6 protein-coding genes are annotated in these 14,413 nt (G+C 61.6%); all 6 read right to left on the reverse strand.

The annotated features are described in order from the left end of the window. Positions 1-52 precede the first annotated feature (52 nt). The 6 genes from L861_RS12850 to L861_RS12880 all read right to left on the reverse strand — a co-directional run bounded on the left by L861_RS12850 (position 53) and on the right by L861_RS12880 (position 13,566). Entirely contained in the window at positions 53-1,993 is a 1,941-nt protein-coding gene (locus L861_RS12850; protein WP_016417453.1) for a hypothetical protein, read from the reverse strand. Beyond that, the gene (locus L861_RS12855) at positions 1,993-3,933 is read right to left on the reverse strand and encodes a hypothetical protein (protein ID WP_016417454.1); all 1,941 of its coding nucleotides are present in this window, start codon (positions 3,931-3,933) and stop codon (positions 1,993-1,995) included. The genes L861_RS12850 and L861_RS12855 overlap by 1 nt, the downstream gene beginning before the upstream one ends. Then, on the reverse strand, positions 3,930-5,768 hold the full coding sequence (locus L861_RS12860; RefSeq protein ID WP_016417455.1) for a hypothetical protein: 1,839 nt from the start codon (positions 5,766-5,768) through the stop codon (positions 3,930-3,932). The genes L861_RS12855 and L861_RS12860 overlap by 4 nt, the downstream gene beginning before the upstream one ends. After that, positions 5,765-6,733 carry a hypothetical protein gene (locus L861_RS12865; RefSeq protein ID WP_035568415.1) on the reverse strand — a complete coding sequence of 323 codons (969 nt, stop codon included), beginning with the start codon at positions 6,731-6,733 and terminating at the stop codon, positions 5,765-5,767. Before L861_RS12865 ends, L861_RS12860 begins: the two co-directional genes overlap by 4 nt. A 245-nt stretch (positions 6,734-6,978) precedes the next feature. Further along, positions 6,979-9,495, reverse strand: a complete 2,517-nt coding sequence (locus tag L861_RS12875; RefSeq protein ID WP_016417457.1) for a hypothetical protein — start codon at positions 9,493-9,495, stop codon at positions 6,979-6,981. Between the two features lie 459 nt (positions 9,496-9,954). Continuing rightward, positions 9,955-13,566: a Dyp-type peroxidase gene (locus tag L861_RS12880; protein WP_016417458.1), complete on the reverse strand. Its 3,612-nt coding sequence runs from the start codon at positions 13,564-13,566 to the stop codon at positions 9,955-9,957. Between the last annotated feature and the right edge of the window lie 847 nt (positions 13,567-14,413).

A 14,413-nucleotide genomic window follows, 5' to 3' on the forward strand; every position in this document is an offset into this window, starting at 1 on the left:
CAGCAGTGCTGTCGCCAATAGTCAGAGGGAGTCTGGCCATGATCGGAACCTCCTAGTTCAACTGTTCCTCCAGGGCGGCGAGGCCACTATCCTCCTCTACCGTGACAGCCTCTTGCGCCGCCTCGACTTCCTCGGTCGCCGTCGCGGTCTCCAACCCTTCACGCAGCTCGTCGGGGACGATCACGAAGATATAGTTGTCGCTCCGCGTGCGAGCGCTCCAGGGTGTAGCAAGGCGGCCGAGACGCTCATGGTTGAAGATCAGTCGGAACGCGTAACCTTCCGCGTCGCGATCAAGGAAAATCTTCTGCGACACGATCGGCTCGTCATGGCTGGACGACATCTGGATGTTGGTGCTGCGCTCCTCGCCGAGGATCGGATAGCGCAGCTGCGCTGTGACGCGCCGGATGCCGAGCGCTTCAAGCTCCTCCTGGTCGGCCTCGAGCTCGACGGTGCGGGACTCGACCGGCGCAGTCAGGGTCACTCCTTCCCAGGCGCCCTCTTTCCAGCCGGTCGTCGGCTCGATGTACTCGAGCCCGCCTCGGAAGTTCCACTTCACCCGGTAGTCGTACGCCTCCGAGCCCTCGTCGCTGCCTCGGGCATAGCTGATCCGTTTCAGTTGCCCTTCCTCCGAGAGCGACTGTGCGGTGAAAGTTAGATCGTCATTGAAGTCGTGCTCGGGCCGATCCTTGTGGATCTCAACGGTCACCGCATTCACGTGATCCTCGAACATATCCTCGAGATCGCCGTCGAGGATGAAGACGATGTCACGCCGCTCGAAGAACGGATCGTTGAGGAACACCTCCTGCACGGCGAAAGGGTCCGAGACTGCCTCGTCGTACCAGTCCTTTATGTTACCGACAATCTGGAATGGGTATCGGACGGTCAGATCCATATCGAGTGACAGCGTCTGGGTGCCTGTCTGCTCCTGGTTCCGGAAACGCTCGACATCGTAGGTGTACTCGGCGCCCGTCTGGACATTGGGGGTCTCGTCGCTGCCTTCCTCATTCTCCTCGGGGGGCTCTCGCGGCTCGGGCCTGGGGGCCTGCGCCTCGGTCACCTTCGAGATGAAGTACTGTATGAACGCGTCGCGGATTGGCTCAGCCACTTCTTCAGGGATATCGCCCTGCACGAAGTTGAAATTGACGTACTCGTTCTCTTCGAGGAACTGCCACTGCTCGTGCGTCTCCTCGTAGGAATAGGCGTAGTCGTCGAGCGTGTTGTCATGACACCAGACGATGAAACAGCGCTTCTCGGTGCGCGCATCCTCTTCCAGTTCCCGCTCGTACTCGATGAGAAGGTCCTCGCCCTCATCAAGGATCCGTTCCCACTCAACCGTGACGGTTCCCTCGACCCCCGACACACGTACCGGGTACTCCATCGTCATCACCGCGGTGACGTCGGTGATGGTGGAGTCCTCCTCGAACGTCTCGCCGAGAATCTGCGCACCGTAATTGTCGAGCCGCGTGGCCACGGCGGCCTTGCCGCCCGGCATCAATGCCGCCTGCCCCGAGGTGATCAGCTCACCGCCCAGTTCCTCGTCATCGAGCGTGGCCGAGACGATCGAGAAACTGGGTCCGTCATTGGTGACGGGAAAGACGGTGGCAGCGCCGGCCAGGCTGCCGTTGTGCTCGCTCTCCAACCGCTGGGCGACCTCTTCTTCCTGCTCCGGCGTCAAGCCCCACTCCACCAGGAAATGCAGGATGGCCCCCGAGACGCCACCAGTATCTGCGGCCTCGTCCGATATGAATTTCATGAACAGGAATTCGGGCCGCCCGGCCTCGCCCGTCGACACCGTCAGTTCGGTCGGCAGGTAGTAGTACTCGATTGTGCCGTCCTCCGGCCCGACGGCTCCATAGAGCAGCACATCGGTTCCGTCTTCCAGGACCATCGAGACGCGGCGGTCAGCGGCGAGCGTTTCGGCCGCCGCCGGCATGACTGCGGCCAGCGGCAGGCCCATCGCCAGAGCCGCACCAATCACGGTGTGCATCTTCATCAGTTTTCCTCCTGCTGTGTCGCGGCTGTGTCATCGGCGGCATGGTCGTCTTCGCTGTCGCCAGGGCCCGGCGGCAGCTCATCGACGAAAAGAAAGCCGAGATCGTCGTGACCCGAGCGCTTGCGCCGGGTGCCGTCGTCCATCGCCCAGGTGATGGTCCAGTCGTACGAGAAGTCGCCCGAGGGCAGTGTCAGCGTGATCGGATCGACAGCCAAGGTCTCTCCCGGCCTATCCGGCCGGATGATTCGACGCTCGCTCTGTCGCTCACCGAAAAAGTCGGCCACGACCTCGGTGATCACTGCACGGACGCCGGCGTCGATCAGCGGGTCGGTCTCACCCTCGACGTAGACGTCGTGACGGTGATAGGGCGCAGTCAGCGTAATCATCGCCGCCTCGGTCGGATGCCAGTCGCTTCGGAAGCGGCCACCCCCCTGGAAGCTCCAGTCGGTCTTGTAGCGGTAGGTCAACCAGCTCTGTTCGTCCTCACGCTCGACATTGGAGTAGGTCAGCGGCCCATGGACCGACCCGCGCTCCTCTGTCTCTGGCCGCACAATCAGCTCCTTGACGGTCTCGCGGTTGCCGGGGTGATCCTTCCGCAGCGTCACTGTCACCGCATTGATGAAGCCGCCGAGCTCACGTTCCAGATCGCCATCGACCGATACGTAGACCCGCCGAAGCTGCGTCGCCGGATCGACTGTTGAGACATACTGCACCGTCTCGGGGTCTTCTGTGGACAGACCTGCGGCCTCGCCGAGATTGACGGTCAGCACCGCCCGGCGCTCTACCCGTGCGCGCTTGTTGAACGACAACCGGGTTTCGCCCTCGCTGCGCAACTCCTTGACGCGATAGCCCATGTGGACGCCGAACCCGGTGGTATTCCCGCTGCTGAGCGCTCCGTCCCGCCCCACCACTCCCGCCAGCGCGTCGAGCAAGTCGCCGCGCTGTTCTTCGGGCACTTCGTCCACCTCGATCGGGGCGAACATCATGTCCAGCGCCCGGGCGTGCACCATCTCGACCAGCGACTCCATAGCGGCGTCCTCGCCGTTGACCCGAAGCTCGATGCCACCGTTCTGCATCGCCTCGTCTATCACCGCCTCGACATCGGCAGAGACAAAGTAAACACTGCCGCCCGCACTGGCCCGCAGCGCGTCGCGTGTCTTCTCCCAGTCGACGACCATGGCCGCGTCGAAGGCCTGCGATAGGCCCGAGAATGTCATCTCGAAGACCACCGAGAGGTCCGGTGTCGCCGTCTGCAGAGATCCCAGAAGCATCGACGCCTGCTCGGCCGACAGCTGTGCGGTAATCGGCAGCCGGTTGCCTTCCATCAACGGCGCGGGGCGCTGGGCCATGAGGAGCGGCCGCTCCCCCTGCCCGGCTTCGTCGACGATCGAGGTGACGACCGAATAGCGGCCATCATCGAACAGAACCGACCCGACGATCTCCGCCTCGTCATCGCCGGTGAGCTCGCGCAGCGCGGCTTGCGCTGCCTCCACCTGCTCGGGATCGGTACGGTACTGGACGATGAAATGCAAAAGTCCACCACCTTCAGCCTCAACGATCGATGTCGCGCTGCCATTCTCTTCCTCAGCCGTGCGCTCGCTGATATAGAAAGTCAGGGAGAACAGGGGGCGGCCCTGATCGTCGCGAGAAAGCTCAGCGTGGTCCGGCACATAGCGCCAGCGCGACGGCTCCGAGAGCGACGGGTAGACCCAGAGCCCCTCTACCTGGCGGCCTCGGTCGACCAGCAGATCGTCGGCGCTGGCTGGCCCCTCGCTGATCCCCAGAGCGGCCACAAAAAAGCCCAGGCAGATGGCAAGGCGCGAAAGGCCACTCTGCCACCGAACAGCAACTGACGATGCGGGATGGCACCGGTTGCATACTCTGCTGGCAGGCCACGGGAGGAACGCCGGCAGCACACGCGGACTCAGAACGCGGCTCATTGCAGAGCCTCCTCAAGCCAGGCCGCGTCGGGAGGAGCAATCAGTAGATAGCGACCCTCGATCCACTGGAAACTGCTAGTAGCCGTTCCTTGGCGGGTGTACCAGCGGGCGCGCCAGGCGATGGCTTCTCCCGGATCACGCCACACGACTAGCGTGCTCGGGGCGAGCTCCAGGGCCTCGGAACGGATCAATACGTCGGCAAGGTACTGCGGCTCGCCCTGGCGCCTCGAAGCGAGCTCTATCTCGACAGCCGCGATACCGAGTTCCTCGAAGCCATCGCTGATAACGTCGAGATCGATCTCTTCCCGCTCCAGCGGCGGGCTCAGCGCCACCAGACCGTCGCTGGCGGCGATCCATTCCGTCTCATCAGGTGGAACGCGAAGCGGTTCGTCGCCGCCACGCATGCTCCACGCCGCCTGGTACTCGTATTCCAGCCAATCGACATCGGGATGGCCCTGGCGGAAGAAGGTAACTGCCTGCAGGCCGTTCTCGCTCTCGATCACATCGGGAGTGAATCGCAGCGTGCGGGTAAAGTCGGCCTCGCCATCCGGCCCCTTGCGACGAACATTTACAGCGACGCCGTTGAAGCTGCCTGCGAAGGCCTCGGCGATTTCACCGTCGATCTGGAAAAGCACTTCGCGGCTCTGGCGCGCCACGTCTTCGCCAGGCACGATAATGCGGAAGTGTCGGCTGCGCGTCTCTTCGTCGATCGCTTCGTAAAAGCCCCCGAGGTTGCCGGTGGAATCGAACGGGACTCGTAGTGTCGTCGACCGGCTGAGGTCGAGGTGGAATCGCGCCACACGCACGTTCTCGCGCCGCTTTACAACGTATTGATTATCGGTGTAATAGGGCTGGTCCTCGTCATTGGAAAAGATGCTCTGGAACCAGCCCTGCTCAAGCCGTCCGCGAATCTGATCCTGCGTGACCGCCTGCTCGGGCTCGGGGACCTGCGACCAGCCGGTCTCGGTATCAAACATCACCTCGATCAGCTTATCGGTGAGGAGTTCGAGGATCTTTTCCAGGTCATCCGCCTCGATCCCGAGCCCCTCAGAACGATCGAAGACCTCGATGTTGAGCGCGCCCTCCTGGTGCAGCTCGTCGACGATGTCGCGCACCTGATCGCGCGTGTACTGCTGCTGATAGTTGAAAATGCTGGAGTCGTGCTCGTAGATCGTTTCCATACTGGCGTCGACGATGGCGTTGTAGCCTTCGACGCGCGCCTCGTAAAAGCCGCGGATCGACACCGACAGATCCGACGTGGCGCCGCGCAGCGTGTCCATCAGCACCGACGCTTCCTCAGGTGTCAGCCGCGTGGCGACGGCAGCCTTCGACCCCGGACGCAGCGGGGCCGGGCCAGAGGTGAGCACCCGGTTCGACACCTCGTCAGCATCAGAGTCCAGCGTCGCAGAGACGATGCGGAAGCTGCCCAGCGCCGCCGCCTCCTCCTCGTTTGGCTCCAGAAGGGGCAGAGCGCCCACCAATTCGGCGTCCGGTCGCTGCTCCTGAAGCTCGGCCTCGACGGCGACGCGCAGGTCCTCGGGCAACGAGAATTCGATCAGCGCATGGAAGATACCGCCCAGACCGCTGTCCGGCTGTTCGTCAGCCGACACGATCTGCATCATCAATAGCTCGAGGTTCCCGGCGTCATTGTGCGACAGGCGGGGAAACTGCGGCAGGTAGTAGTACTGCTGCGGGTCGCCCGCATCCTGGAACACCTGAACGCCCTGGATGACCAGTACCCCGGCGTCGTAGTCTATTACCTGCGCCGGCGCTGCGACGGGCAGAAAGAGAGCGGCGGCGAGCACGGTGCGAAGATGGCGGGTGCGGCGGATCATTGCGTTTCCTCCTGGCGACCACCCTCTTGGGGCGGTGCTTCCAGCCCTGCATTAGTGATATCTATAAAAGCATTCCAGCGGTCGACCGTCGTCCAGTCGCTGGTGCGCATCTCACCGCTGGAATGGATGTCGAGGACGCGCCAGCGATACGGGTGCTGCAGGTCAACGGCGTGCTCGAAGGCGAGCGGCGCGGCAGTTCGCTCGGGCCGCTCGGCGCTGAAGATGGCTTCGGTCCGGGTCCGCCAACCGCCCAGGGCCGTCGCCTCAACCTCGACGATCCGCTCGACCAGGTCGGGGGAAAGCTCGTCGGCGAAGGTGAAGCAAAGCGACGTCAGCACCGGATAAAGCGGCGGCAGGGCGGCATCAATGTCGTAACGCTCCACGCGCAGCGCGCGCTCTCCCGACGTCAGGCGCAAGGCCAGTGCGCCGGCGGCAACGACTTGTTCGCCAATGGCCTCTTCGCCGGCTTCGGGAGCCGCTTCCTGCAACGCCTCTGCCAGCTCGCGTGTGGAGAATGGGCTCTCGCCGTCGCGCTGCACTGACGAGGAGACGACGATGGTAATCTCGGGGCTGCCCTCGACCTGCGCATACGCCGACCAAGCCAAGGTCAGGCCGACGGTTTCGTCTTCCAGGATACGCTCCAGCAGCTCCGCCTCAGTCGGGGCCAGGCGCAGGACAATGTCACGCTCCCGCCATAAGGTGCGGACCTCCTCGTGCCCCTGTTCCGCCGGGATCGTCTCCAGAGTCCCGGGATGCAGCAGCCGCGCCGTCAGGTGACGCAGGGCCAGCGGGCGCAGCTCCACCGGCCGACCGTGCCGCTGTGCAAGAACTTCGCTCGCCCGCGTCAGAGCGGCGGAATCAGGGACTTCGAGCACCAGGCCGAGTCGCAGCACCGAGTTGATCTCGACCCGCCCCTGGTCGCCGCTGATCTGCGAGCCGGAATAGCGTGCCAGTTTAAACGTCATCTCCGGCCCACCATCGACGGCCTGCCGCGGCCGCACGCCGGATGGTACAACGTGGAAGAGAGCCCCCCGCGAGTCATCACCGAACACCGTCACGCCCGCAGCAATCTCGTGCCGATCGGCGTCGGGGACGGCGACAGCGGGGAGAGCCGGCAACAACAGGGCCGCTGCCGACCACGCGATACAGGCAGCCCGCTGGCGGCTCCCAAACGGCCCGCAACAGCACAGGGGTACGTGACGAGTGAACATCATTCACCTGGCGCGACGGTGCCCAGCGACTGGTCGCGCTGAAACCGCCCCGGACGTAGCCGAGTGCGATCCTGCGAGATCCAGTTCTGTCCATCGAGGAACCGGCCCGAGCCGTAGCGAACGCTCAGGAGGTACTCGTACAGTGGTGCATCCGCGCGGTCGTCCGGGAAAAGCGGCCCCACCGAATGTTCGGTGACCTCGGGGGTCAGGTAGAACGGCGGAGCCTCACGCAGCGTGCGATCTCCCGGCTCGAAGAAGCGGGAGCGCATCTGCACCTCAATCTCGACGATCTCATCCTCCCCCTCCTCGAACAGTGATGGCAGCGCGTGGATCTCGACCGTCTCGGTGTCGGGCCAGACGCCGCCGTTCAGCACCTCTTCCACCACCGGGCCGAGGCAGCCATCGCAGGCGGGGTCGAGGCCGTAGTCGATCCAGATCCGGTCGGCCATGGTGTCCAGCGCCGACGGAAAATTCGCCAGATCCAGCGTCGCTTCACTGCCCGCCGGCATCGTCGCGTCGCCGAGCGACCAAGTGTAGATCCGCGGGCTTCCCGGGGCGCTGAGGACCAACGCGTGCAGGTACTTCAGCCGTACCGGCACAGGCGAGACATTCTCCAGTGAGCCAGACCAGTCGAACCGCACTGCTTCGAACACCTCCGGGTCCGACAGCCGCACCTGTGCCGGAACCTCACGCACAAGCTGCTGGCCCTCCGAGGGCAGCGGGAAGCGGGCCGTGCCAGTGATGCCGGCCAGCTCGCTTGTCAGGTCGCGGCGAATCCGCTCGGCCCGCACCGGGTCGGTGCGCCAGGTCACGACCAGGCCTTCCAGGAAGTCCGAGAACGCCGTCACCGCGATATCCTCGGGTTCGACCATTCCGGCCAGGTTGGACTCGAACTCGAAGCCCGGAACCGAGGCCAGCGGAAGCGGCCGGAGTTCGGTGAAGCGCAAGTCGGACCGTGCGCGGGCGTAGGCCTGCATCAGCTTGCTGACGATCGCGAGCCCGTTGCCGTCGAGTGGCGTCTCGAGCGTCATCGCCACACGTACGGCGTTCTCGTCCGCGCCAGGCGCCGTCACCCGGTCGTAGTCTATCCGCAGTGCCAACCCGCGGCTGCCGCCGAGGTCGCGATTGAAGGCCAGCCGATAGGTGCTCGGGATGTAATAGTAGATGCCGCTGGCCGCATTCCGATCCGGCAGAATCGCCGGCTCGATGCCCAGCACCCGGTGCAGATCGACATCGACGTCGGGTTCGCTGCGCACCAGGCTGAATAGCGCCGGGCCCGACGTTTCGACCAGATGGGTAGGCTGTCTCGATTCCGGCTCATCCTCGTTCTGCGGCTGAGGGATGGGAAATGCGTGTTCCGGTACCTCGCGCAGCTCGAAGTCGCGCAGCGGCAGATCCGCGAGAACGTCCTGATTCAGTGTGCGCAAGTTCGAGGCCGATTCGTTCTGCAGCAGACCATGCTCGCTCAGAACGAATCGTCCAGCGCTTCTCGAGACTGGGGAATCGGACACCACTGGTTGCGCCTCGATAGCGCCTACCTCGCTGAGCTGCAGAACCGGCTCGGAGAGGGTCTGCAGATCGGAGGTGTCGATCTCCATCTGTGCGTTCAACGGTCGAATCGCCGCACGAGGTCGATCTGGCGTGCCGCCCGATCCGGGCTGACCCAGCGGTTCGGGCGCCTCGAGAAGCTGTCCGCGTATCGCCTCGTGAACAGCGATACCCGGGCGCAGCTCGCGTAGTCCTTGCTCTTCGATTGCAACCCTCGGAGCCTCTTCGCGCTGCGGCTCCTCCATCGACTCGGCCTGCGGCTGGCTCAGGATCTCGTGCCGGTATCGGATCCGCTCCGACGTTAGCTCCTCGAGAACATCGCGATTGATCAGCACCTGATGCTCTTCGGCCCGCGCTTCGGTCTGCTGTTCCGACAGGTCTTCGGCTTCTTCCGCTTCCGCAATCGGGGGGCGATGTTCCTGCTGGAGCCGACGAACTAGCGTCACTGCCTCGCCGATCGGTTCCGGCCGCACCACCGGTGGAGGCGCCTCCCACGTCTTCTCGTATGGGTAATAGAGTCGCAGGAACTCATCGCTACGTTCCTGACGCCGGGCTACGATGCGGAAGTACGAGCTGCTCGCGTCCATCTCGGGACCGGGCGGCACCGCCAAGGTGACGAAGGTGCGTTCCTGCGGTTGGTCCACCGCCACCACGGCGGCAGGCACGGCCGCAAGCGATGCACCGTCCGCGTCGATGGCCTCGACGAGCATGTCGTAGCCATCAAGGAACTCCAATTTCAAACCCAGGCGCAGCGAATGTTCGTCCTCTTGAAGAGTGAACACTTCAAGCACCTGCGGGCCACCGGGACGATCGAAGATCGGCCGCCTTTGCGGATCGTCCGCGATTTCGTCAGGCAGGGTTTGCGCCCTTTGGAGGCTCGCGCTCTGCACGGGCATTGAAACGGGTAAGAAGAAAAGCAGCCCGAAGGCGGCTAGGATGCGAAAGGACGTTAGGTCATAAATTAGCATGGAGCCTCCACGCCACTATTACAAAATAGACCGCCTTAACTCAGCTCACGCGTATTGCACTCCGCTTGTCCTGCGGCAGTAGCCGTCAATGCGACAGGATTCGGCGCATAACACCGAATAGGGTGGTGGGTGACGGCATCGACGAAGACGAGGTGGTCCATCCCCACATCATCACAGGGAGTGGTCTCGACGGCATGAGGGTGAAGCCTGATACGGGGTTCGGAAGTGACCGTTGCCATATGGGCACCCTTGCGTACGTACTGTGTATTTTTATGTCTTGTGTTAAGTAAGATTAGTACTTTTCCTTGAGCTGTCTATGACAAGATCAACGAAACGTAATGAGATATCTCACCTTGAAGAACCTATTCAACTCATGCACACGCCGGCGAATTGCGGCAGGTGTAAGTATGGTTGAGAAAGAGCGGCCGGCTGCACCGGCCGCTCTCCTTTACCTAGTGGTTACCGCGCTTTGACGGCGTAATAGGGCCGTCGGGCGATATAGTCCTGGTGGAAATCGAACATCGAGACGTAGAACTCGCTCCAGCCTCCCATGCGCACCCGCACCAGGTCGTAACGTTCCGGGAATTTGGCGGCTTCCTGGTAGGTGTTTGAGTCGGCACAGGTGATGGTGATCATGTTGGAGCCCAGCTTGCCCTGCGCGAAGTCGCGGATCAGCTCGACCAGTTTCTCCAGCGGAAACGCTTCCGGTATGTTGAGGTCGATGGCGGAGCAGTTGGCGATGCCGTGGGTGATCGGCTCACAATCCCACGCCTTCAGCGTGACGAACGGGTCGCTCACTTGGGTGTTGAGGGGCAGATCGTCCGGCCAGGGCGCGGCGGCGAAATCGTCGGCGGTGGGCTGACCGGATAGGCGTCCATCCGCCGAAGCGCCCATCTCCATGCCTAGCCCGACGTTGTCCTCGAAGGTGCCGACGCCAGGCGTGACGGTAAATTCGAAGGGGCGCCCCGCTCTGTCGTAGCACTGCTTGAGCTGCTCATAGGCCTGCGCGATCTCCGGAATCGGGTTATCGAAGTTATAGTGGATGATGCTGACGCAGCGCCCCACCAGCTGTCGGGCGAAGGCGTTCAGCTCCTTATCGTCGCTGACGCCGAACTTGGGCACCTCGAGGGCATACTGGCGCAACTGCTGGTAGAACTTGGCATCCTGTTCGCGCCTGAGTTCACCTTCCAGCGTGGTATAGAAAGGTGCCACCATTTTCTGGCCCCAGTTGCACTGCAGGGCAAGCAACATCTGCGGCAGGGAGCAGCGTGCACTCCGCTCGTCGAACACCAGTTTCTTGATCGCATAGAGCGAGTTGATGGCGTTGGTGATGCCACACATCATCGGTGCCACGATGTGGTAGCGCGCACCGCCCTCGGTCAGATCCCGGCCGCTTTCCAGGCTATCCTCCAGGAAGGCCGAGAACAGTGGGCTGGGGCAGTAGTTCGCCAGCGAGCCGTAACCGTTCATCAAGCTGTTGAAGAACTTGCAGATCGCCCAGCGCCAGTGGGTGTAGAAGATCTCCAGCAGTTGCTCGAAGCTCTCGATCTGTTCGGCGGGCGGCGAGTTCCAGGAACTCTTCAGCCCCCTCAGGTGGACCGGCCCCGCTCCCTCGATGGTCGCCCCCTGATTGATCGCCATGCCGACCAGCGGCAGCAGCGGCACGTAACTGAAAGCCCACTCCGTCTTGCCCTGGATCACCGGCTCGTAACAACCGTCGCAGGTGTAGTCGCGGGCGTCCTCCCGCGACAGCGGACCACAGCTCATCAGCGCGGGCACCAGGCGGTCGTCGTTGAGCAGGATCGGATGGGCACCACCGCTTAGCAACGCCTTGGCCGCCTCTCTGAGCATGTCGTCCTTCATTTGGCTGTGCACCCGCAGCGACAGGCAGGGAGCGTTGAGTGGCAGGCGACGGGCCGATCTCAGGCACATTAGGCTCAGTTCGTTGGAGGCATCCACCGGCTGCTCCGCATCGTTGGCCAGTACGCCGCCCACCGTCAACTGCTGCACCCACTGGTTGATGGCGGCGCCTTGCGGGAAGTTGCCGGCGGAATAGAACACGGCGCCGGTACCGTAGTTGAGGTAGTCGTTCAGGTGGTTGTAGTTGTACAGGACGGTCTCATCCATCTTCAGCCAGAAGGCATCGAGCGTCTCCTGTATCGACTGTTCAGTCTCGCGTTTGGAGTCGATGTCACTTTTAAACAGCTCGTACATGAACTGGTCGAGACGACCTATCGACATCGGCTCGCCGGTCTGATGCAGGGCGCAGTTGAGCAGGAACACCAGATTGAGCCCTTCGACGAAGGTATCCGGCTTATGGTGCGCGATCTTGCGCATGCGGGCGGCAATCGCCTTCAGGTTAGCGTGTTGGGTACGCGAATAGCTGTCAGCCTGGGAGGCCATGCGCTCTGCCAGTGCGGCATAGGCTTCGATAAAGGCCGAAAAGCCCTCCAGGGTCCAGATCACGGCCTGGTAGAAATCCTGGCGCTCCGACGGCGCCATGGACTTCTTGTCGGCAAACAGCTGTTTTACACCGTCGACGCCTAGCTCGAGCAGGCGCTCATAGCTGGGCACGTTATGGCCGGTGGCCGAATATTCGTTCAGGCTGCCGAAGAAACCGGCGATCTTCTCGTCTTCCGTCAGGTACTCGAGCACCTGGCTGCCGATCCCCAGCGACAATTGCGGCATGTTGCCGACGATGATCTCGTTCGGATCGATCGACAGCAGGTTGGCCTGGGCGCTGTATTCGGGGCTGACCAGGATGCGGGATAGCGCGATCTGGGTCGCTTTGCCCTTTCTCAGCATCACCGACGCACCGAGCACGGGATCATCCTTCGGCAAATAATCGCGCAGATGGCCCAACGGCGGGGTTTCGCGTTGCTTGTACCAGGTGTCATGCCAGCGGGAGAACTGCTTATCGATCAGCGTCAGTATGCGGTCGCTCAACGGGCAATCTTCGGTCAGCTTGGAATGGCGGACCTTGTGTAGATAATCCTTGGCGTTATAGAACATGAAGCCGTTGGCGCTGCGGGTATCGAAATACTCGTTCAGGGTGATTTCCTGATTGGAGGGCCCCTGCTTCAACCCGCATTCGGCCAGGCTCGGAATATACCAATAGGAGCCTTCGCGGCTATGGGTGACACCAAACAGCTTATCCTGAATGAACCCTTTCTGGTCGCCGGCGATACCGTCCAACACCGCATCGAACACATGGGTCGCCTTGCTGTAGCCGGCGAAAAATATCCCCTCTTCGTGGGCCCTGTTGTCCACTTTATGCCCGAACGGCAGCGCCTGACGCAGCAGCCTGAAGTTGATACGCCCGCCGTTCAGTTGCCGGACGCGCTTGATATGGCTGCCTTCGTCCTCCATCGGCACGATGCGGTCATCGCTATCGCGACCGATCATGTTCTGTTTATCCAGCTCGCTCATCGCATCGAGCTTGCTCCAATCGTGGATGAAGCGCTGGCTGATCATGAAGGCACCGCCCCGGTGCGCAGGGTCCTCGTTACCGATCACCACGCGGGCCGATAGATCCTCGGCATCCGGTGGGTTGATGATGCCGTCGGTGAAACGCCCACCAATCACCTTGCCGCCGTAGCGCTTGTCCGCTTCGACGATCAGGGGTTCACCTCGGAGTTTGTCAACCAACGCCATATCGATCAGTATTTTCAGTTCCTTTGCATGTTCCCGGTCATCCGACTTGATGTGGAACCAGAGGTCACCGCCGGTGTTGCCGACAAACTGATTGAACTCATCGAGCTTCGCCGTGCTGCCCATCCCCTTGGGGAACGGATAATTCAGTTCCTTGCTCCATTGTTTCCAGAGGTCGAAACCAACGCCGAGTTGCACCGCTGTCCGGTATTCCTTGCCGGCGCAGAAAGTATCGAGTTCACGAGCGAGTTGCTGCCAGTATTCATGCAGCTTCGGGATGTGTTCTTGCAGGTAGTAGGTACAGTAGATCGCGTGATCGGGAAAATACCCCAGCGCTTTCTGGCTGTAGATGATGTTAAGTTCTTTCTTTTCTAATGTTGAATATACGGTTTGATCAACATTACTGGCATGCGTATCCATCACTACCCCCTTACGTCCATTTATGGTTCCTGGAGATCAAGAGTTCCTGGAGATCTAGGACAGTCCCTCGTTTCCCACCATCAAATGCCAGCCTCTCCGCAATCGCCTCCCTCCCCTCCAACGACCGCTCATGGCTCCAGGCCATATCGGCCTGATCGCCAAATGAGAAATCGCTTGCTTGGCCCTGGGACGGGCTGGGAATCGAGGTCTTGGGGTGGATCAGCAGATTCATCCGTACGCCTTCGCGGAGAAGGGACGGTCGCGGCGGGTAGTCGCATTTGCGGGGTTCGGTGGAATCCGCTGCCATTGGGGACCCCTGCGTATGGGCTGTGTCGTTATATCTTGCGTTAAGTAAGACTAGTACTTTTTATTGAGCCATCCATGCATAAAAATAATAGGAAAATAATGAGATTTCTCATCCTGAAAAGATTATTCACCTCATGCACACCCGGCGGCTGTGGCAGGCCATTCGTGCTGATCTGGAACTCGTAGATGCCTGATAGGGGCTTGATCCTACCCAGCAGGAACATGATGGCAGTCGTTTCGAACATGACGAGCATCAGTATGGGGAGGTGGTGATATTAATCAAAATGTCGCCCTGGAAGGATGAATTACGTCTAGACTAGTCTGAATAGAACGGTCTGCTGTAAAGCGAAATCATGACGCCTTTGAGCAGATCATGGCAACTGAGTGCCGGCAAGAGATGGCTTGGTAGGGGATCATTTTAGGAAGCTATGTCTGTCGGATACTGCGTTCTACTCCTGATAATGGGAGTGGAGTAGGCCGCGCTTTAACCTGATATTTCTTAGAACTGTAGAGATTTTTGGCGTTGCGGATTGGAACACAG

Source organism: Litchfieldella anticariensis FP35 = DSM 16096 (assembly GCF_000409775.1).
Classification (GTDB): Bacteria; Pseudomonadota; Gammaproteobacteria; order Pseudomonadales; family Halomonadaceae; genus Litchfieldella; species Litchfieldella anticariensis.